Source organism: Streptomyces fagopyri, from assembly GCF_009498275.1.
GTDB classification, from domain to species: Bacteria; Actinomycetota; Actinomycetes; order Streptomycetales; family Streptomycetaceae; genus Streptomyces; species Streptomyces fagopyri.
In genome coordinates this window covers 1,086,020-1,107,452 of the sequence record NZ_CP045643.1, presented here as the reverse complement: position 1 = coordinate 1,107,452, position 21,433 = coordinate 1,086,020, and the positions used below count along the sequence as shown (strand labels likewise).

General features: G+C 71.7%; 13 protein-coding genes and 1 pseudogene. 6 read left to right on the top strand and 8 right to left on the bottom strand.

The annotated features are described in order from the left end of the window. Positions 1-85: 85 nt before the first annotated feature. Entirely contained in the window at positions 86-3,364 is a 3,279-nt protein-coding gene (locus GFH48_RS04675; protein ID WP_153287037.1) for a family 78 glycoside hydrolase catalytic domain, read from the bottom strand. A gap of 314 nt (positions 3,365-3,678) precedes the next feature. Here GFH48_RS04675 and GFH48_RS04670 point away from each other — a divergent pair, with 314 nt between their 5' ends. The 3 genes and pseudogenes from GFH48_RS04670 to GFH48_RS04660 all read left to right on the top strand — a co-directional run. Then, the gene (locus tag GFH48_RS04670) at positions 3,679-5,133 is read left to right on the top strand and encodes a serine hydrolase domain-containing protein (protein WP_153287036.1); all 1,455 of its coding nucleotides are present in this window, start codon (positions 3,679-3,681) and stop codon (positions 5,131-5,133) included. 258 nt (positions 5,134-5,391) lie between these two features. Further along, entirely contained in the window at positions 5,392-6,417 is a 1,026-nt protein-coding gene (locus GFH48_RS04665) for an alcohol dehydrogenase (RefSeq protein WP_153287035.1), read from the top strand. Positions 6,418-6,654: 237 nt separating this feature from the next. Beyond that, positions 6,655-6,858: pseudogene (locus GFH48_RS04660) on the top strand (transcriptional regulator); the annotation flags it as partial. 70 nt (positions 6,859-6,928) lie between these two features. Here the strand turns inward: GFH48_RS04660 and GFH48_RS04655 are convergent. The 5 genes from GFH48_RS04655 to GFH48_RS04635 form a co-directional block, all read right to left on the bottom strand. Then, positions 6,929-8,203, bottom strand: coding sequence for an SGNH/GDSL hydrolase family protein (locus tag GFH48_RS04655; protein WP_153287034.1), 1,275 nt, complete (start codon positions 8,201-8,203; stop codon positions 6,929-6,931). Between the two features lie 62 nt (positions 8,204-8,265). Further along, positions 8,266-10,893 carry a hypothetical protein gene (locus tag GFH48_RS04650; protein ID WP_153287033.1) on the bottom strand — a complete coding sequence of 876 codons (2,628 nt, stop codon included), beginning with the start codon at positions 10,891-10,893 and terminating at the stop codon, positions 8,266-8,268. Positions 10,894-11,213: 320 nt separating this feature from the next. Then, the gene (locus tag GFH48_RS04645) at positions 11,214-12,176 is read right to left on the bottom strand and encodes an electron transfer flavoprotein subunit alpha/FixB family protein (protein ID WP_153287032.1); all 963 of its coding nucleotides are present in this window, start codon (positions 12,174-12,176) and stop codon (positions 11,214-11,216) included. A 57-nt stretch (positions 12,177-12,233) separates the two neighbouring features. Then, positions 12,234-13,019, bottom strand: coding sequence for an electron transfer flavoprotein subunit beta/FixA family protein (locus GFH48_RS04640; protein ID WP_153287031.1), 786 nt, complete (start codon positions 13,017-13,019; stop codon positions 12,234-12,236). 112 nt (positions 13,020-13,131) lie between these two features. After that, positions 13,132-14,673 carry a 3-hydroxyacyl-CoA dehydrogenase gene (locus GFH48_RS04635; RefSeq protein ID WP_153287030.1) on the bottom strand — a complete coding sequence of 514 codons (1,542 nt, stop codon included), beginning with the start codon at positions 14,671-14,673 and terminating at the stop codon, positions 13,132-13,134. Positions 14,674-15,147: 474 nt separating this feature from the next. Here GFH48_RS04635 and GFH48_RS04630 point away from each other — a divergent pair, with 474 nt between their 5' ends. The 3 genes from GFH48_RS04630 (at position 15,148) to GFH48_RS04620 (ending at position 17,935) form a co-directional block, all read left to right on the top strand. Next, positions 15,148-16,050: a LysR family transcriptional regulator gene (locus GFH48_RS04630; protein WP_153287029.1), complete on the top strand. Its 903-nt coding sequence runs from the start codon at positions 15,148-15,150 to the stop codon at positions 16,048-16,050. A gap of 117 nt (positions 16,051-16,167) precedes the next feature. Beyond that, positions 16,168-17,391: an acetyl-CoA C-acetyltransferase gene (locus tag GFH48_RS04625; protein ID WP_153287028.1), complete on the top strand. Its 1,224-nt coding sequence runs from the start codon at positions 16,168-16,170 to the stop codon at positions 17,389-17,391. An 85-nt stretch (positions 17,392-17,476) separates the two neighbouring features. Then, positions 17,477-17,935, top strand: coding sequence for a MaoC family dehydratase (locus tag GFH48_RS04620; RefSeq protein WP_153287027.1), 459 nt, complete (start codon positions 17,477-17,479; stop codon positions 17,933-17,935). Positions 17,936-18,008: 73 nt separating this feature from the next. Here the strand turns inward: GFH48_RS04620 and cofC are convergent, their stop codons facing one another. Beyond that, entirely contained in the window at positions 18,009-18,836 is an 828-nt protein-coding gene (gene cofC / locus GFH48_RS04615; RefSeq protein WP_153287026.1) for a 2-phospho-L-lactate guanylyltransferase, read from the bottom strand. Further along, the gene (locus GFH48_RS04610; RefSeq protein ID WP_153287025.1) at positions 18,833-21,433 is read right to left on the bottom strand and encodes a bifunctional FO biosynthesis protein CofGH; all 2,601 of its coding nucleotides are present in this window, start codon (positions 21,431-21,433) and stop codon (positions 18,833-18,835) included. The genes cofC and GFH48_RS04610 overlap by 4 nt, the downstream gene beginning before the upstream one ends.

Here is a 21,433-nt window from a genome sequence, read left to right as displayed (position 1 = left end):
CCGGCAGACCCTGCGCGGTCCCCGGCAGGGTCTGCACAACCCCCTGACACTTCCTTCGCCGACGCGCCGCGGCCTCCGGCGCCGCTCAGGAGCGGGCCACGAAGTCCCAGCTCCCGTGCGGCACCGCGTACACGGCGAACCCCGGCTCCGCGCGCCTGAACACCGCCCCGCCCGGAGCCGCCACGGCCGCACGGCTCGCCGCCGGTACGTGGACCTCCGCCGTCGCCCCGACCGGCACCCGCACCGACAGCCGGACCGTCCCGTCGACGACGGACCAGGCGGCCGCGGCCTCACCCCGCACCGTGTGCACCGAGGTACGGGCCCAGTCGACGCCGGTCCGGCCGTCCGGACGGACGGTGAAGGTGCGGTAGCCGGCGTCGCCGGGGCGCAGGCCCGCCACGTTCTCGTAGAGCCACTGCACCACGGTGCCCAGGAAGTAGTGGTCCCGGGAGCGCGAGTCGAGCGGCCAGGCCTCCCACATGGTGTCGGCGCCGTGGTCGAACCAGTAGCCCCAACCCGGGTACGTGCGCTGGGTGGCGAGCGCGTGTGCCACCTCCGGATGCCCCTGAGCGGAGAGCTCGCGCAACAGCACACTCGTGCCCAGCGCACCGGTGTCGAGATGGTTCCCGCGCCGCTCGATGTCGGCCAGGAGCGAGTCGACCACCGTCGCCCGGGCGCCGGGCGGCACGAGACCGAACGCCAGCGGGAGGCAGTTGCTGGTCTGCCGGTAGTCGGGGTCCTTCGCCGTGCGGTAGTGGCCGTCCGCGCCGAGGAAGGCCGCGTTGAACGCCTCCTTGAGCGCGTCGGCCGTACTCCGGTAGCGGGTCGCCACCCCGGAGTCGCCCAGCAGGTCGGCCAGTTCCGCCGTGCCGGTGAGCGCGCGGTGCAGATACGCGGTCGCGGTCAGTCTGGTGTCCTCGGGCGGCACTCCGCCGTAGCCCGGCGGCAGCCAGTCGCCCAGGGCGGTCACCGCCAGCCCGTCCCGGAGCCGGGCGATCTCCCAGTCCAGGTACCGCACGAGCGGTGCCCAGTGGTCGCGGGCCGTGCGCTCGTCCCCGTAGACGCGGTACATCTCCCGCAGCAGAAAGGGGTAGACCGTCGTCCACTCCGGGGCCGGTGCCAGCTCGTGGTAGCCCCAGCCGCCGCTCGGCACGATCACCGGCAGCTGCCCCTCGGCGTTCTGACTGTCCTTCAGGTCGCCCAGCCACTTCGTCAGGAAGCGGTGCATCCCGAACGCGTAGGTCCACACGGGCGCGCCCAGCTGGGCGTCTCCCGTCCAGCCGTTCTTCTCGTACACCGGAGTGTCCGTCGGTATGCCGTGCAGGTTGTTCAGGACCGTACGGCGCATCGCCCGCTCCAACTGCTCGTAGAACGGCTCGGAGCAGGAGAAGGTACCCGTCGTCGCCACCCGGGTGTGCACCACCCGGCCGAGCACCTGCGAGGGCTCGGGCTCCGACGGCAGCCCGCTGACCTGGACGTAGCGGAAACCCTTGTACGAGAACGAGGGCTCCCACACCTCCTCCGCGCCGCCGCCCGCGCACACGTACTCGTCGGTCTGGCAGCGTCCGGGCACCAGATCGTTGCGGGCGAGCACACTGCCGTCGGGGTTCAGTCGCTCACCGTGCGCGAGACGGACGGTCGTCCCGGCGGGCGCGCGCACGGTCAGCCGCGTCCAGCCCGCGAGCGTCCGGCCCATGTCGACGACGTACACACCCTCGCTCAACTCGGCGACGCCGACCGGGCGCAGGGTCTCGGCGACCTCGATGGGGTCGTGCCCCTGCGCGCGCAGGGTCCCCTTGGGCGCCGCCTGCCGCTCGGCCGGCTGCCAGCCCCGGTCGTCGAAGCCGGTGCGCGTCCAGTGCGCGGGTGCCTTGCGGGCGTCGTAGGTCTCGCCCGCGTACAGCGAGTTGGAGAGGGTGGGACCATCGGTGATCCGCCACTGCCCGTCCGAGGCGACGACGGTGCGCGAGCCGTCCGGGTGGTCGATCTCCAACTGTGCCAGCAGCCGCGGCTCACCGTGCCAGGGCGGCCGGTTCCAGTTCCAGGCGTTGGGCGTGGTCAGCCCGAAGAAGCCCCGGCCGAGGGTGACTCCGATCGCGTTGGCGCCGCGCCGCACCTGGTCCGTGACGTCGTGCACCGCGTACAGCACCGTCTCGTCGTAGTCGGTGAATCCGGGGTCGAGCACCTGGCGGCCGACGCGGGCACCGTTGATCTCGGCGTCGTAGTAGGCGAGTCCGCTGATGTGGAGCCGGGCGCGCGTCACCGCCTTGCGTACGGTGAACTCGCGGCGCAGCAGGGGAGCGGGCTGTTCGGGGGCGCTGAGGGACACCCCCGTACCCCAGGGGCCCTGTCCGTAGGGAGCGAGCACGACGGCCGGGGCCCAGTCGCCGTCGTCGAATCCGGGCTGCTGCCAGCCTGTCCGCTCGTCCCTGACACAGCGCCAGTTCTCACCCGTGACGAGTTCGACCGTAGCGCCGGCGACGGTCTCCACGAGGAGGCGCAGGAGAAGGCCGCCCGGATTGACCGACACGTTGCCGCGGTTGGTCGCGACGGCGGCGACCACGATCCTGCCCGCGCCCGCTCCCCGGACCTGCTCGGTGACGTCGGCGACATGTCCGGTGCGCCAGGCGTCCGTCTGCTCGGGCTGGTGGAGGACCTGCCGGCCGTCGAGGTACAGCGTGAAGTCGTCGTCGGCCGTGGCGACCAGTGTCGCCCGGCGCACCTGCGTCCCCGCGGGAAGTGCGGTCGCGGCGCGGAACCAGCAGGGCCCGGTGGGTGCCCCGTCGGCGGTCGAGCCCGGCGACCAGATCCACGAGGCGCCCGTGAGGCCGGGCGGCTCGGGCGCTGCGGAGCCACCGATCCAGAACCCCTCCCAGCCGTCCTTCGGCAACGTTGTCTCCCACCAGCGCGGCGCGCTCCACGCGGACGGGCGGCCCTTGCCGTCCCAGACCCTGACCTGCCAGTGGTAGCGGGTACGCGGTCGCAGGGCGGGTCCCGCGTAGGCGATGCCGACGGTGCGGTCCGACGCGACGCGGCCGGAGTTCCAGACGAGGCGGCGTCCGGTGCGCAGGTCCTTCTCGGTGAGCGCCACCCGCACCTGGTAGGCGGACTGCCGGGCACCTCTGCCCGGGGCGGTCAACTCCCAGGTGAGTCTCGGGTGTTCGACCTCGGTGCCGAGCAGTGTCTCGGCGTACTCGACGGTCGTCCGCCCGATGTGCAGCCCGTCCCCACGCGGGGTGTTCGGGCCCGGACCGGGCGACGCGGACGCGGTGACGGCGCCGCCGGGACCGAGTGCGGCGGAAGCTCCCGCGACGGAGCCCGCGGAGCTGCGGAGGAAGACGCGGCGGTTCCAATCCCTGGCCATGTGTCGCCCTTCATGATTGAAACGTTTCATTCCTGTGTCAACGATCCTACGCAGCACGCCACTTGGGCCTCAAGGGTCCTGCACGCGCCTCATGGACAGGCGGCCGTGCGCCGGGGAAGGATGGTGAATGCACCGAGTGTCGCCCCCGCCCGCCACGACCAGTCACGGTCCGCCGCGAACTGTCGTCACCCGCCGGACCGACGGCCACCGTCCGTCACGTCACCGCTACTTGTCACCACCTGTCACCACCTGTCACCACCGGTCGTCGTCCGTCGTCGTCCGTCGTCCTTCCGAGCCGCCCCGGAGGCCCGCGTATGAGTGCCCGTCCGCTGCCCGTCAGCACCCCCGCCGCACAGGGCGTGGACGCCGCCGGCGTCCACGCGTTCCTCGACGCGGTCGACGCCTCGCCGGACATCGAACCGCACAGCCTGATGGTCCTGCGCCACGGACATGTGATCGCCTCCGGCTGGTGGGCGCCGTACACACCCGACCGTCTCCACCTGCTGTACTCGCTCAGCAAGAGCTTCACGTCCACGGCCGCCGGATTCGCCGTGGCGGAAGGACTGGTGCGCCTCGACGACCCCGTGATCTCGTACTTCCCCGAGTTCGAGGCCGAGATCACCGATCCGCGCAGCCGCTCCATGCTCGTCCGGCACGTGGCGTCCATGGCCAGCGGTCACCTCGGTGAGACCTTCGAGGCGGCCGCCCGCGTCGACCGCGAGGAGATCGTGCGGGGATTCCTCCTCGTGCCGCCGGACCGCGAGCCGGGAACCGTCTTCGCCTACAACCAGCCCGCCACGTACACGCTCGCGTCGATCGTCCAGAAGGTGACCGGCCAGTCGCTGACCGAGTACCTGAGGCCCCGCCTGCTGGACCCGCTGGGCATCGGCGAGACCGCCTGGCTCCAGCGTCCGCCGGGTCGCGACCTCGGCTTCAGCGGTCTGCACGCGACGACGGACGCGATCGCCCGGCTCGGCCAGTTCTACCTCCAGGACGGTGTCTGGGACGGCGAACGTCTGCTGCCCTCCTGGTGGATCGAGCAGGCCACGCGCGAACACATCCCGACCGCGGACGGTACGGCCGCGGGTGACCGCTCCGACTGGGAGCGGGGATACGGGTTCCAGTTCTGGATGGGCCGGCACGGCTATCGCGGTGACGGCGCCTTCGGGCAGTTCTGCTTGGTGCTTCCCGAACAGGACGCGGTGATCGCGACGACGGCGGCGACCGAGGACATGCAGGGCCTGCTGGACCTGGTGTGGCGGCACCTCCTCCCGGCGTTCGGTTCCGCGCCGCTCCCGGGCACGGAGGACGAGGAGCTGCGACGCCGGCTGGCGGGACTGGCCCTGCCGCCGGTCGAGGCGAGCGCCGTGCCGCCGGCCGCGGGTGACGCCTGGGCCGGCGCCGTGTTCGCCCCTCGGGACGGTGTCTGCGCGGAGCAGCGGACCCTGACGGGCGTCGAGGTGATGGCCCCGAAGGACGGTGACGGCTGGAGGGTGTCGCTCACGGAGGGCGACCAGCGGCACGAACTGCGGCTCGCCCCCGCGGAGTGGACGGTCGAGGACGGACCGATCCCCATGGCGGCGAGCGGAGGATGGACGGACCCGGACACCCTCCGCTTCGACGTGGTGTTCCTGGAGACCCCGCACCGCCTGACCGTGAGCTGCGCGCTGCCGGACGGCACGTTCGGCGTGCGCTGGCACACGACTCCGCTGCACCGCGGCCCACTGCGCTCACTGCGGGCACCCGGGCGGGAACGGGAACTGGCGTGACCGCGACAGCCGGGGCATCGGCGAACTCGCCGACCCCTGTGAGCTGCTGTAACGTGAAACCACCCGCCGCCGCGTCCGCCAGCGGCCTGTCGAGGTGCGAGGGCGCACCCGCACCCCGCCGCTGACCGGCGCACACCACAGAGGCGATGCCCGCCTGTCCGGTCCGCGTTTGATACGCGTCGGGTTCGCGGGCCTCCCATGACCACCTGCGGACAGAGAGCCTCGAGATCGCTCCGACTCTCCAAGGCAGGGATCCAGATGACCACCTATCGAGTCGCTCAAGTGGAGTCCGCCGGCGGTCCGTTCGAGATCGCCGAGCGAGAGGCGACTCCGCCGGGCCCCGGCCATGTGCGGGTCACCGTCGACGCCTGCGGGGTGTGCCACAGCGACACCTTCTTCGTGAACGCCGGGGTTCCGGGCGTGACGTTCCCCTTGGTCCCCGGGCACGAGATCGCCGGACGCGTCGAGGAACTCGGCGAGGGGACGCCGGGCCGCGGCTGGGAGGTCGGCGACCGGGTGGCGATCGGCTGGTTCGGCGGCGCCTGCGGGTACTGCACGCCCTGCCGGGAAGGCGACTTCGTCGTCTGCGAGAACCTGAAGGTTCCCGGGTGGGCGTACGAGGGCGGATACGCGGAGTCGGTCGTCGTTCCGGTGGACACCCTGGCCCGGATCCCCGACGCGATGGCGGCGACCGACGCGGCCCCGCTGGCCTGCGCGGGCGTGACCGTGTTCAACGGACTGCGGCGCAGCTCGGCGCGGCCGGGCGACCTGGTGGCCGTTCTCGGGGTCGGCGGACTCGGTCACCTGGCGGTGCAGTACGCGGTCGCGATGGGCTGCGAGACGGTGGCCATCGCCCGCGGTGGGGGCAAGGCGGACTTCGCCAAGCGGCTCGGCGCCCACCACTATGTCGACAGCACGGCCGACACCCCGGTCGCCGAGGCGCTGCGGTCGCTCGGCGGCGCACAGGTCGTCCTGGCCACCGCTTCGAACTCCGAGGCGATCACGGCGACCGTGGACGGACTGCGCCATCGCGGGGAACTGGTCGTCATCGGCCTGGACGCCACACCGCTGGGGATCAGCCCGAGCCGGCTGATCACGAGCGCGAAGATCGTGCGTGGACATCCGAGCGGCACGTCCCAGGACACGCAGGACACCATGGCGTTCAGCGCCCTGCACGGCATCCGCCCGATGACGGAGGTCGTGCCGCTGGACCAGACCGACGAGGCGTACCGCAAGATGCTCGCCGGCTCCGCGCGGTTCCGCATGGTGCTCAGCAACGAGTGACGCAGGGCGAGGGGTTACCTGCCCGGTTACCTCGATCAAGCAGGGAAGTTCGCTGCGTTCACGCCTCTCACATCGTTCCTCACGTTGCGTAACGACTCGGGTGTAAGGGGCGAGGACTCGGGGGAAGGTGGGCGCGTCGTGTGTCGTCACCCGAGGGCGTCGGTCGGCGCTGAGCGGGGTTGCCCCACATTGGCCTGCTCCCCGCACCCGCGGGGATGTTCCCGACGTGTGGACGGAGTCCTGCGCCGCTCCGGCATGGTGATCTCCATCCGTGAGGGGTTCACCGTCAGCTACGCGCCGGCCGGCGGCGACGTCGCCGGACTCCTGCGCGCGGCCCGCCGCATCCTCACCCAACTCCTCGACGGGCAGCACGTGTTCCTCGCCGAACTTCCGCAGGCCGACGCGTCCGTCCCGCCCCTGCCCACCAACAACCGCGGCTGACCGGCGCCGCGGGACGCCGGGCCGCACCCCTTCGGGCCGGCCGGCACCCGACCTGCCGCCGCTACCGCCGTCACGTCCCCGTCAGCAGGGAGAGGTCGACTGCGTTGGCCAGCGCCTGCATGCCGGCCTCGTTGGGGTGGATGTGGTCGCCGGAGTCGTAGGCCGGGTTGAGGGCGGCGGGGTCGGCCGGGTCGGCGGCGGCCTTGGCGAAGTCCACCACGCCGTCGAAGGCCCCGCTGGTGCGGATCCACTGGTTGGCCGCCTGGCGGATCGCCTCCGCGGAGTCGCTGTAGTAGCCGTTGCCCTTGTCGGGCAGCATGGTGCCGCCGATGATCCGGACTCCCGCGGCGTGCGCCTGCCGGATCAGGTCGCGGTAGCCGTCGATCAGGTCCTGCGCGGTCAGTGGCGCGCCGCCGGGACCGGCGTTGTTGCCGATGTCGTTGATGCCCTCCAAGAGGATCACGTCCCGGACTCCTGGCTGGCCGAGCGCGTCATGGGCGAAGCGCTTGCGGGCGCTGACGCCCTGCCAGATGTTGGGGACGTCCGTCAGGACGCGGTTGCCGCCGATACCGGCGTCCACGACGCCCATCGGGCTGGTGGCGGCCAACCGCCGGGCCAGGTCGTCCGGCCAGCGGCGGTAGGCCCCCGCCGGGGTGTTGTAACCGTCGGTTATCGAGTCGCCGAAGGCCACCACGGTGCCGCGGGCGTGCGTCGGGACGACGTCGATCCCGGACAGGTAGTACCAGGAGGTTCTCGCCGCGACGTAGGACGCGTCGGAGGTCTCGGTGGTGTGGTCGCCCGGCGTCGACAGGTAGCTGGTGTCGAAGGCGTCGGAGTGCCAGGTGGCGGAACTGGTCGCATGGGGCAGGTAGATGCTGATCAGGACACTCTGGTCGGCCTTGACGTGCATGGCCACCGGGTCGCTGACCACTTCCCCGCCGGTGGGGACGGTCACGGACCGCCGGTGATCGAAGGTGACCGGGAGCAGGGACCGGGCGACCGCCGTGGCCCGGTCGGCCTGCGCGCCGATGGTGACGTGTGCCACCGACAGCGGGATCGTGCCGCGCAGGTTGGACAGGTGGATGCGCAGTGCGTCGCCGTCGACGGTGGAGTGGGCGACCATCCGTATGGTCTGGTCGTTGAAGTTCGGTCCGCCGACCGTCATGCTCGGCGACCAGGCCGCGACCCGCCGGTCCTGAGGCGCCTGGGCGTGCGAGGCGGTGGACGCGGTTGCCGGGGAGTCGGCCGTGCGGCCTACGGCGAGTTGCGCGCCGGCGAGCAGTGCGACGACCGCGGCGGGTGCCGTCAGCACGGTGAGCAGTTTACGTCTGGGTGCGGCAAGCATGGGTGTTTCCTTTCTCCCGGCGCATGGCCGGCCCGGTGGCGGTGAGTTGCCTGTGACCGCGGTCAGTCGAGGGTGAAGCCGTCCACCAGGAGGTAGTCGCCGCCGGCCTTGGTGAGAGTCAGCGTGTGCGTGCCGGCCGGCAGGTTCGAGACCGTGTACACGCTCTGCTGGGCGTGCCGTTGCGGGGTGTTCGCGCTGACGGTCTCCTTGGAGTGGCCGTCCAGCGTGACGGCGATGTCGCCTTCGTCGGAGTTCGTCTCGGTGAGGAAGCTGATCCCGGTGCCGGTGAAGGTGATCGTGGCGGCGGCGCCGTCGTGCTGCGCGTAGTGCACGCCGTTGTCGAGGTCGCCGTAGCTGCGGGAACCGCTGGAGGACCAGCTGCCGGTGTACGAGATCCGCAGGTCGTCGTCGTCGACGGTGCGGCCGGGGAGGGTGCCGGGGCCGGCGGCGTCGATGATGGCCCTGGCCGCCGGCGGCCAGTTCCCGTCCGTCACCACGGTGGCCTGCTCGAACGTGATGTCGGTGCCGCTGTTGTTGTAGGAGGCGGTGTCGCTGTAGTTGTCGTGGATCGAGTCGTCGTGGATGCTCGGCGTCCACAGGTTCGTCCAGAGCGACCCGTTGGCGAAACGCACGACGTTGTCGTGGGTGTTCCACATCGAGCTGCCCTCGTCGTGGTAGATCATGTTGCAGCCGTCGATGCACTCCGACAGCACGTTCCCGGCGAATTCCGAGGGTGCGGACTGGCCGCCGAGGGTGTAGATCGGACCGCCGTCGAAGAGCGCGCCCATCACGCTGTGCACGTGGTTGCCGAGGATCTTGTTGCCGCCGGCGTACGTGGTGCCGTGCAGACAGGGGTCGGGCAGACCTTGCTTGGCCTGCAAGGTGCAGTTCGACGCCCATCCCCAGCCCCAGCCGATGGACATGCCGGAGTACGGGGTGTAGCCAACGTCGTTGTGGGAGACGGTCGTCGCCCTGCTGTGGCCGACCCAGACGCCGACCGCGTCCTGGTACTCCTGGCCGGGGAACCGCACGGTGTTGCCCGAGACCGTGTTGCCGCTCGTCATCAGGGCGGCGTCGGTCTGGTAGTAGTCGTCCACCTCGCCGACCAAGACACCGCTGCCGGAGGTGTCGGTGACGGAGCTGTCCTCGATCGTGGAGTCCTGTGTCTGGTCGGCCAGGTCGATGCCGCTGGTCCCGGTGTGCTGGACCACGTCGCCGGAGAAGGAGATCCGTTTGCCCCGGTGCACCTGGACCGCCGCGGGGATCCGGATCGGGGTGCGGGTCGCCGGGTCCCAGAGCACCCCGGCCTGGTTGTCCACGTAGCCCTCGGCGGACGGGGCGTTCCATGTGGTGTAGGCGAAGGTCAGCCCGGAGAAGACGATGTCGTGCACGGGTGCCACGACGTCGGGGATCACGGTGAATCCGTCGACGAGCAGGTAGGAGCCGCCGGTCTTGACCAGGCGCAGGGTGTGCTTGCCCTTCGGCAGTCCGGTGACGGAGACCATGACCTGCTGGGCCAGCCGCTCCGGCCCGTCGCCGGACACCGTCGAGACCTTCTTCCCGTCGATGTACGCGTCCGCGGTGCCCTCGTCGGAGTTGGTCTCCGACAGCACCTGGATCCCGGCGCCGGTGAAGGTGTAGCTGACCGCGTCGCCGTTGCCGGCGGTGTAGTGCACGTCCGCGTTCAGGTCGCCGAGGTGCCGGCCCCCGGAGTAGCCCCAGTTGCCGGTGTAGGTCGCCCGCCAGTCGGTGTCGTTGACCGGGGCCAGGTGTCCCGGGGTTCCCGAGGCGTCGACGAGTTCGGGCGCCACCGGCAGTTCGACGTCCGCCGTCGCCAGGTTCTCGCCCGCGCGCGGCACGTAGTAGAGGTGCCCGGCGCCCTCGTCGAGATAGAACTGGCCGGGTGTGCCGAGGAGTTGGTAGGCGTTCTCCAGCCAGGTGATGCCGTCCATCGACGGCAGTCCGGCGCCGTTGAAGGGGAAGCTCGGGTTGGGCACCGCGTTGTGGTTGTTGTTCCAGCAACCGGGATCGACGGTGAGGTCCGAGCCGCCGTGCGCGGAGCGGGTGATGGACGCCAGCGGGCAACGCATCTGCTTCCAGCCGCTGTTGTGCACGACCTCGGCCTGCGCGGGGTTCGTCCACGCGGTGTACGAGGCGTCAGCGGTGGTGAAGCCGGTGGCGGTCACGGAGAACCCCGACGGGTTCCGCGTCCCGCGGGCGCGGTCGGCGCGCTTCCCGTCGACGAACAACTCCCGACTGGTGATGCCTGCGGGAACCTTGGCCCGGTAGATGTTCTTCGCCGCGTCGACGCGCGCGAAGCCGGTGATCCGGGTCGCGCCGCTGAGCACCGGCGTCTGCCCGGCGGCCGCCCGGTACACCACCGGGTGGCCGGGCCGGCCGGAGTTCTGGACGCCCAGCCGGAAGGGAGCGGTGAGCCGGTAGGTCCCGCCGTCCAGTTCGACCACGACGTCGCCGGGGGCCTGCGGGACAAGAGATCTCGCACGGTCGCGAGCGGTCTCGAGACTGCACGGATTCCGGTCACTGCACGCCGAACCGCGCCCGTCCGGCGCGACATGCAGAGTGTCCGCCGCGTGGGCGGACGCGTCGGCGGCGACGGCTTCGGGCGGGCCGCCGGTGAAACCCAGACAGGCCACGGCGGCAGCAAGGCACGCGGCGACAATGGTGCGCATAGTCGATCTCCCACAGGACGAGCGAAGGCTCAGACATCCGATGAATGTACGGAACCATGGCGCCAAGTCCTAGACCTGGGACGGAGTTTGTATGATGACATCCGACCTGTCTGGGAGTGAGTGCGGCAACGCGGCGGTGTTGACCGGCTCCGACGACTTCTCCGCTCCGAGCGCCTGTGCGCTCGGGGGCAGCCCGAAGGCACTGACATCGATGTGCGGTGTCGCTGTCAGTGCCTTCGGGGGTTCAGGGAGCTGGGGCGAACGGGAGGGGTTCCCCTTGGTGTCGTACGCCCGCCCGCGGTGCGCGGGTCTCGACGCGATCAGGCCTTGCGGGCCCGGATCTCCTCCGTGAGACGGGGCACGACCTCGAACAGGTCGCCGACCACGCCGTAGTCGGCCAGGTCGAAGATCGGTGCCTCGGCGTCCTTGTTGATCGCCACGATCGTCTTCGAGGTCTGCATGCCGGCCCGGTGCTGGATCGCGCCCGAGACACCCGCCGCGACGTACAGCTGCGGCGACACGCTCTTGCCCGTCTGGCCGATCTGGTGCGCGTGCGGATACCAGCCGGAGTCGACGGCCGCGCGGGACGCGCCCACCGCCGCGCCGAGCGAATCGGCCAGGGCTTCGATGATCCGGAAGTTCTCCGCGCCGTTGACACCGCGGCCGCCGGCGACGACGGTCTCCGCCTCCGTCAGCTCCGGGCGTCCCGTCGACTCGCGCCGGGTCCGCGAGGTGATCCTGGTGCCCGTCGCCCGGTCCGCGAAGTCCACCGCCAGCTCCTCGACCGTGCCGGCGGCCGGGGCGGCCTCCACCGGGGCCGAGTTGGGCTTGACGGTGATGACCGCGACGTCCCGGGTCACGCGCGAGCGGGTGGTGAAGGCCGCGGCGAACGCCGACTGCGTGGTGACCGGGCCGTCGGGGCCCGCCTCGACGTCGACGGCGTCGGTGATCAGGCCGGCGCCGACGCGCAGCGCCAGGCGGGCGGCGATCTCCTTGGACTCGGCCGAAGACGGCAGGAGGACCACGGCCGGGGAGAGGGCGGCGCAGGCGGCCTGCAACGCGTCGACCTTGGGGGCCACCAGGTAGTCGGAGTACTCGGGGGCGTCGTGCGCGAGGATCCTGACCGCGCCGTGGTCACCCAGGATCTCGGCGGCGGCCTGTGCGCCGGCGCCGAGATGCACGGCGACCGGCTCGCCCAGGCGGCGGGCGAGTGTGAGCAGTTCGAGGGTGGGTTTGCGCACTGCTCCGTCGACGTGGTCGACGTACACGAGGATGTGGGTCATGGACGTGTCTCCTGCGGATGAAGAAGAAGGACGTGGACGGGTGGGTGTCGGCCGGGCTCAGATGTACTTCTGGGCCGCCAGGAACTCCGCGAGCTGCTTGCCGCCCTCGCCCTCGTCCTGGACGATCGTGCCCGCGGTCCGGGCCGGGCGCTCGGCCACCGCCTCCACCGCGGTCCAGGCGCCCTTGAGGCCCACCTCGTCGGGGTCGATGCCGAGGTCCGACAGGTCCAGGGAGTCCACCGGCTTCTTCTTGGCCGCCATGATGCCCTTGAACGACGGGTAACGGGCCTCACCCGACTGGTCGGTCACCGACACGACCGCCGGCAGGGACGCCTGAAGCCGCTCGGACGCCGCGTCGCTGTCCCGGCGGCCCGTGACCTGACCGCCGGCCACCGAGACCTCGGACAGCAGGGTGGCCTGCGGGACGGCCAGGCGCTCCGCCAGCAGCGCGGGCAGGACCCCCATGGCGCCGTCCGTGGAGGCCATGCCGCAGACGACGAGGTCGTAGCCGATGTGCTCGATGGCCTTGGCGAGCACGAGCGAGGTGCCCAGCGCGTCCGTGCCGTGCAGGTTGTCGTCCTCCACGTGGACGGCGCGGTCGGCGCCCATGGACAGTGCCTTGCGCAGCGCCTCCCTGGCGTCCTCGGGACCCACCGTCAGTACGGTGATCTCCGCGTCGTCCGACTCGTCGGCGATCCGGAGGGCCTGCTCGACCGCGTACTCGTCGAGTTCCGAGAGAAGTCCGTCGACGTCTTCGCGGGCGACCGTCGAGTCGTCGGCGAAGTGCCGGTCGCCTGTCGCGTCGGGCACGTATTTCACGCAGACGGTGATCCTCAGGGTCATGACTGTTCTTCCTTCTGCTCGTGCGTTGTCGTGCGTTGTCGTGCGATTCGTTCGTCGTGCCGGGGTGCGCGCCCCGGCGATCCGTTCCCGGAAGCGGGAGGGGGCGCGTGCCTCAGGCGTCGGCGCCCGGCGGGACGGCGCCCGGTTCGGTGAGCGGCAGGCCGAGATGCGCGCGCTCGGTGACCCAGCGGGTCGGCCGGTAGCGGGGGTCACCGGTGCTGCGGTGGAGCCCTTCCTGGAGGGCGAGCAGGCGCCGGGCCCCGATCCGGTCGCCCCAGGCCAACGGGCCGACCGGGTAGCCGAGTCCCGCCGTGACGGCTAGGTCGATGTCGCCGGGGGCCGCGAGGGAACGCTCCGCGACGGAGGCCGCCACCGAGATGATCGACGCCAGCACCCGCTGGGCGACCGACCCCGCCGTGTCGCGCACGACGGACACCGGAACGGCCTCTGCACCGCCGGCCGCCCGTGCCAGCACCGCGCGCGCGTCGCGCACCGCGGTCCCGTCGGACGCCGGGGTCATGGCCAGCACCCGGCGACGGACGGTGAGGGACAGGGGGTCGACGCCCAGGGTGCGCTCGGCCGGCAGGCCGCCCTCGGCGATCGCGGAGGCGACGGTCGTTCCCCAGACCGGGCACAGCACGAGAGCCTGCTCCGAGGGCGCGGATGCCCTTTCGAGGGCCGCCCCCGACTCGCTGAGCACCGTGCGCAGTGTGTCGCCGTCCCGGCCCTCGCCGGCGACCCACACCGGCCGGCCCGGATCACCGGTGACGGGTTGTTCCGGCAGGTCGGCGGGGGCCGGGATGCCGGGGCCGTACGCGTAGAAGCCGCGCCCGGTCTTGCGGCCGTGCAGGCCCGCCGCCACCCGGTTGGGAGCGAGGTAGGAGGGGCGCAGCCGGTCGGAGTGCCGGAAGCCCTGCCAGATGGAGTCGGTCACCGCGGCGGTCACGTCCAGGCCGGTGAGGTCCATCAGCTCGAAGGGGCCCATGCGCAGTCCGAGTACGTCGCGGGCGATGCGGTCGATGCCCGTCGTGTCGCTGACGGACTCCTCCAGCAGGGCGAACGCCTCGGTGATCAGGCCGCGGCCGACGTGGTTGATCAGGAAGCCGGGGGTGTCCGAGGCGACTACCGCGGCGTGTCCGGTGGCCCGGACCAGTTCGACGAGGGTCCGGGGGATCTCGGGGCGGGTCAGCGCGCCCGGAATGACCTCGACGATCTTCATCAGCGGTACGGGATTGAAGAAGTGCAGGCCGCAGAGGCGGGACGGATCAAGGAGTCCCGACGCGATCTGTGTCACCGGCAGCGAGGACGTGTTGGTCGCGAAGACCGTGCCCGCGGGCAGGATGTCCTCCAGCTGCCGGAACAGTTCCGTCTTGGTGGCCAGGTCCTCGCGGACCGCTTCGACGACCAGTCCCACGTCGTCGCCCGGCGCGGCCGGCGAGCCCACCGACAGCAGCCGTGCCGAAGCGGCTCCGGCGGCCTCGTCGGTCATCCGCTGCTTCTGGGCGGCGCGTTCGAGCATGCGCTGGACGAAGACGACGGCCTCGCCGACGGCCTCCTGCCGTACATCGGCGAGTTCGACGGTGTGGCCGGCGACCGCCGCCCACTGGGCGATGCCGCGGCCCATGGCTCCGGCGCCGACAATCCTGATGCGCATGTGGATCTCGCCTCCCTCTCGGTTCTCGGATCTCCGCTCCCGCTCCGGTGGCGCGGGAGCCGGATCCGTTGTGCTGACCTGGCCGCTCCGGTCCGCGGCCGCCGGCGGAACGCCGGCACTCCCTGCCTCCCGCGCCGGGGACCCGTTGCCACCCTGCGTATCGCGGCCCGGGCGCGGTGACCACCCACCGCCGACGTACCCCCGCGGGGCCCTGTCGGCCCGACCTCTCCACTCCGGGGAGACCGAACGCGCGAACCGGCCGCCGTCCGAGGCGGACGGACGTGTCCGCCGGTGTGGCACGCCGGAACGCCCGTCCCCTGACGTGAGGCGGGAGCTGCGCGGATCGGTTCGGCGGACGGTCTTACGCTGCCAGCCGTAATCCATTATTGTCCAATACTAAATGGCACACGCTTTAAGACGTTCATTCGATGAATGACCGGGATTCCTCCCGGAGTCGGAACAGTGGGAACCACCATGGAACTGCGCCGCCTGGTCGCCTTCGTAGCCGTCGCCGAAGAACTGCACTTCGGCCGTGCCGCCAAGCGGCTCCAGATGGCCCAGCCACCGCTGAGCCAGCAGATCCGGCAGTTGGAGAAGGAGCTGGGGGTCCAGCTCTTCGAGCGCAGTACCCGCTCGGTCAGGCTCACCAGTGCCGGCCAGTCCTACCTGGAGCCGGTGCGTACCGTGCTCAAGGACCTCGACCTGGCCACCCGGGCCGCCAGGGCCGCCGGGCTGGGCCAGTACGGGCGTGTGACCGTGGGCTTCGCCGGCGCTTCCAGCCATGAGAGCCTGCCCCGGCTGACCCGGGCCGTCAGGGCCGTCCACCCCGGCATCGAGCTGGTCCTGAAGGGCCAGACCTACGCCAACGCGGCCCTGGCGGGCGTCGCGGAGGGCTCTCTGGACCTCGGTTTCGTCCGGCTCTCGGCCACTCCCGCGGGTGTGACACTGCGGGTCATCGGGGAGGAGGAGATGATCTGCGCGCTGCCCTCCTACCACCCCCTGGCCCAGCGCGATCGCATCCCGATCGCCGCCCTGGGCGAGGAGCCCTTCGTGAGTTTCCCCGCCAACGCCGGGTCCAGCCTGCGCGACGCCACGTTCCAGGTCTGCGGCACGGCCGGGTTCACGCCGCGGGTGGTCCAGGAGGCTCCGGACTCCCACACCATCCTGGCGCTGGTGGCCGCCGGAGTCGGGGTGACGCTGACCCTGACGTCCTGCCTGCACGTCCAGCAGACCGGCCTGGTGTACCGCCCGCTGGCCGGGCCGCCCATCCGGCTCCAGGCGGCGCTGGCCTGGCGTACGGACAATCCCTCGGCCGCGCTGCACTCGGTCCTCGCCGTGGCCGAGGAGGCGCTGCCGACCCCCACCCTGAGCACCTAGACGATTTCCGTCCGAGTCCGGCGTGAATCAGATATTGGATCTTCCTGGTGCCGGAGTGCGAGGCTCGGTGGGAACGGTTCCGCCGTAGAACTTCCCCCACCAGGGAAAGGCAGTCGCATGTCCGAACAAGCCGATGTCGTCATCTGCGAGCCGCTGCGCACACCGATCGGCCGCTTCGGCGGCGCGCTCGCGGACCAGCGTCCGGCCGGTCTCGCGGCGCTCCTCATCGCCGAGATCGTCGGCCGCACCGGGATCGATCCCGAGCGGATCGACGAGGTGATCCTCGGCCACGCCTACCCGACCTCCGACGCCCCCGCGATCGGGCGGGTCGCCGCCCTCGACGCGGGGCTGCCCGACTCGGTCACCGGCGTCCAGGTCGACCGCCGTTGCGGATCGGGCCTCCAGGCCGTCCTCGACGCCGCCATGCAGATCCGCAGCGGCTTCAGCGATGTCGTCGTCGCGGGCGGGGTGGACGTCATGAGCGCGGCCCCCTTCTACACCCACGACGTCAGGTGGGGCGTCAGGACGCCGAGTCTCGAACTCCACGACTCCCTGGCGCGTGGCCGGGCCACCGCCGGCGGCGTCAACCACCCCGTTCCCGGGGGCATGATCGAGACCGCGGAGAACCTCCGCCGCACCTACTCCATCTCCCGCGAGAACCAGGACACCCTCGCCGTGCGCTCCCAGCAGCGCACCGCTGCCGCCATGGCGGCCGGGCTGTTCAAGGACGAGATCGTCCCCGTCACGGTGCGCACCCGCAAGGGCGAGGTCACCGTGGCGGAGGACGAACACCCCCGCCCCGGCACGACGGCGGAGCAACTGGCCGCACTCCGGCCGATCATGGGCAGGTCCGACCCGGAGGCGACCGTCACCGCGGGCAACGCCAGCGGTCAGAACGACGCGGCGGCCGCCTGCCTGGTGACCACCCGTGCCACGGCCGAGCGCCTGGGCCTGACCCCGCTGGTGCGACTGGTGTCCTTCGCCCGCGCCGGGGTGCCCGCCGAGACCATGGGGATCGGCCCGGTGCCGGCCACCCGGAAGGCCCTGGACAGGGCCGGGCTCACGCTCACCGACATGGGCCTGATCGAGCTCAACGAGGCCTTCGCCGCCCAGGTACTGGCCTGCACACGGGTGCTGGGTCTGACCGACGCCGACCACGAGCGGATCAACGTCAACGGCTCCGGCATCTCCCTCGGCCACCCCGTCGGGGCGACCGGCGCCCGGATCCTGGCCACCCTGGTGCGCGAGATGCACCGCAGGGGGACCCGCTACGGCCTGGAGACGATGTGCATCGGCGGAGGCCAGGGCCTGGCCGCGGTGTTCGAACGCATCACCGGCTGACGTCCCGCCGGACCCCAGGGCACAGATCGGCCGATGGCCAGCCGTCATCCAACCAGGAACTGAACCAAGGAAATCGGAGTCCATCGTGACACTGACCGCCAACGGCATACCGGAGATCGCGAAGCTGGCCGGCCGCGATCTCGGACACTCCGAGTGGAGGGAAGTCACTCAGGAGCTCATCGACGCCTTCGCGGCGGTCTCCGGCGACGGCCAGTGGATCCACACCGACGTCGAGCGCGCGGCCGCGGGCCCGTTCGGGCGCACCATCGCGCACGGCTACATGGTGCTCAGCTGGGGCATCCCGATGGTGGCGGAACTCCTCCAGGTCACCGGCGTGGGCATGGCCCTCAACTACGGTGTGAACAAGGTGCGTTTCCCCGCGCCCGTGCCGGTCGGCAGCAAGATCCGCCTGCGCGCCGAGATCACCGAGGTGCGCGAGGTGAGCCGGGGCGGCGTCCAGGTGCACCGCGCCTTCACCTTCGAACTCGAAGGATCCGACAAGCCCGCCTGCGTCGCGGAGTCCCTCACGCACTACTACCCGTAAAGAGAGCCATCCCCGAAGAAAAACGGCCTTGGCGGCCGGGCACCCTCGATCTCTCCGGCCGCCAAGGCCGTTCTCATGACTGCGGCGGGTGACGTCCGACGCCCGGCGGCGTGGCACGGCCCGAGAGGCCGGGGGGGCCGGGGGCGCCGGGGAGGTACGAAGCGTCCACGAGGGACGGTACGGGCCGCAGACGGGCGAGGACCTCGGAAAGGTGGGTGTGTCGTGCCGGGGGTGGCACGAGGGCGAGGTGGGCGAGGCAGTCGAGGTCGTAACGCAGTGCGGCGAGGCCGGGTCCGGTCAGTTCGACGGCGCCGGAACGGCGGTGGGCCTCGCGGGAGCCGATTCCGTAGACGGGACCGAGCGCGTGTCCGGGGCGCGCGGTGAGGAGCGTGGTGCCCTCGTCGTCCGCGTCGGGTAGGAAAGCCCGGTCGTGGGCCCCGGCCTCGGTCAGGGCCCGGCCGAGGAGCGCGGGTTCGATCAGCGGCAGGTCGGCGGGGAGCGCGGCGACACCGCACCCGGGGTGGCCGGCACGGGCGGCCAGTTCGCCCTGGCGCAGGGCCTCGTTGAGACCCGGGCCGGTCCCGAGGACATGTCCGACACCGAGGCCGGCGACGGGTTCGAGGTCCTGGATCCGGTCGACGACGACGATCACCGTGGCCACGCCAGGCGTGTGCTGCGCGGCGGCCACGGTGTCGCGGAACAGGGCGCTCGCGACCCGCTGCCGGTCACGCGAGTCGAGTGCGAGGCGGCTCTTCGCCAGGCGGAGGTCCTTCTGCGGGACGACAACGGCCCAACGCACCTCACGGCGCGCACGGTTGTCGCGGTGTCCGCCCCTGTCGGCGGGGTGGTGGGCCCGGCCGTGCGCGCCCCCGGCCGCGCGGCCGGGCCGGCCAGTGGTCATCGTACGAATCCGACACTCAGCGGCACGACCCGGTGTACCTCCGTGTCGAACCTGCGGGCCGCTTCGGCGCGTTCCGCGCTGACCTGGCCGTAGGTCGTCGAGCGCTGCCGGGCCGGCCGGCCGGCGGCTGCGGCGAGGGCCTCGATGTCCGCGATGGTCTTCATCGACCCGTTCGTCGAGCCCGCCATCCGGCTGATGGTCTCCTCCATCAGCGTCCCGCCCAGGTCGTTGGCGCCCCCGCGCAGCATCTGTTCGCACTGGTCGGGCGACAGCTTGACCCACGAGCACTCGATGTTGTCGATGTACCCGTGCATCAGCAGGCGCGCGAGGGCGTGGACGGCCCGGTTGTCCCGGTGGGTGGGGCCCGGCCGGGCGATCCCGGCGAGGTAGATCGGGGAGGAGTGGTGCACGAACGGCAGCGGTACGAACTCGGTGAACCCGCCCGTCTCCCGCTGGATGTCGACCAGAGTCCGCAGGTGCCCGACCCAGTGCCGGGGCTCGTCGACGTGTCCGTACATCATGGTCGCGGTCGTGGGGATCCCCAGTCCGTGCGCGGTCTTCACCACCCGGATCCACTCCGCCGCGGGGAGCTTGCCCTTGGTCAGGATCCAGCGGATCTCGTCGTCGAGGATCTCCGCCGCGGTGCCCGGCACGGAATCCAGCCCCGCCTCGCGCGCGCCGGCCAGCCACTCGGAGACGGAGATCCCCATCCGGGACGCGCCGCTGATGATCTCCATCGGGGAGAACGCGTGCAGGTGCATGTCGGGGCAGCGTTCCTTGACGGCGCGGGCGAGGTCGTGGTGGACGCTGCTGGGCAGGGCGGGATCGATGCCGCCCTGCATGCACACCTCGGTCGCGCCCACGGCCCAGGCCTGTTCGACGCGGTCGCCGACCTCGCCCAGCGACAGCCGGTAGGCATCCGCGTCGGTCTCCCGCTGCGCGAACGCGCAGAACCGGCAGCCGACGTAGCAGACGTTGCTGAAGTTGACGTTCCGGTTCACCACGTAGGTGACGGTGTCCCCGACCGCGGACCGGCGGACCTGGTCCGCGATCCGGCACATCGCGTCGAGCCCGGGACCGTCCGCATACGCCAGCGCCAACGCCTGCGCGTCCGTGAGGCCCGCAGGGTCCCGCTCGGCCGCCCGCAGGGCGTCGGCGACGTCGCTGTCGAGGCGCTCCGGCGCACCCGCACGGACCCCGGTGGGGAGGTTGTGGACCTGGTCGGCCAGGACCTGCCAGTCGCCGAACGCGTTGTCGAAGTCGCCGCGCGCGGTGGTGAGGCGGCCCTCCCGGTCGATCGCGGTGTGCAGGTCGGTACGCCCGGACGAGACGGCCGCGGCGGCTTCCTGCCACGGCCTGCCCACCGGCAGCACGTCGGCGGCAAGCCCGGTGTCCGGGTCGGCGAGTGCCCGCAGGTGCGGCTGGACGCGGGCGTCCGCCCACGGGCTGCCCGCGCGGATGTACTCCGGCTGGGCGGCGAGGCGTTCGCGCAGTTCGAATCCGGCCCCGGAGGTCAGTTCCGCGAGGCGCTCCAACTGCGGCCAGGGCCGTTCGGGGTTGACGTGATCGGGTGTCAGGGGCGACACGCCGCCCCAGTCGTCGACGCCGGCCGCGAGCAGGAGCCGCAGTTCGTTCGGGTCGGACAGGTTCGGCGGGGCCTGGATCCGCATCTTCGGCCCCAGCAGGATCCTCGCGACCGCGATCGCCGCGAGGTACTCCTCCAGGTCCGCGTCCGGCACCGACTTCATCGCCGTGTCCGGCTTGGCCCGGAAGTTCTGCACGATCACTTCCTGGACCGCCCCGTACTGCCGGGCGATGCGGCGGATCTCCAGGATCGACTCGACCCGGTCCTCGGCGCTCTCACCGATACCGATCAGGATCCCCGTCGTGAAGGGGATACTGCTGCGGGAGGCGTCCTCGATGGTCCGCAGCCGCACCGCGGGGTCCTTGTCCGGGGAGCCGTAGTGGCAGCCCCCCGGCTCCGACCACAGCGACCGTGCCGTCGACTCCAGCATCAGGCCCATCGACCCCGCGACGGGCTTCAGTCGCTGCAGTTCCGTCCAGCTCATCACCCCGGGGTTCAGGTGCGGGATCAGGCCGGTCTCCTCCAGCACCAGGATCGCCATCGCCCGCACGTACGCGAGGGTGTCCTCGTAGCCGTGCGCGTCCAGCCACTCCCGGGCGGCCTTCCAGCGGTCCTCCGGCCGGTCCCCGAGCGTGAACAGGGCCTCCTTGCAGCCCAGTCGGGCACCCTCGCGGGCGATGTCCAGGACCTGCCCGGGCGTGAGATAGGCCTCCTCGACCCGGCCCGGGGTGGTCGCGAAGGTGCAGTAGTGGCACCGGTCCCGGCACAGCCGGGTGAGCGGTACGAACACCTTCTTGCTGTAGGTGACGATGCCGGGCCGCCCCGCGTCGAGGAGACCCGCGGAGCGCACGGACCCGGCGACCTCGCACAGCGAGGCCAGGTCGTCGCCGCGCGCCCCGAGCAGGGCCGCCGCCTCCCGGCGGTCGATGTTCTTGCCCGCCCTGGCCCTGGCCAGTGCACGGCGTACGGGTGCGGAAGTCACCGCGGTCTCCTCACATGGACGCTCAGGCAT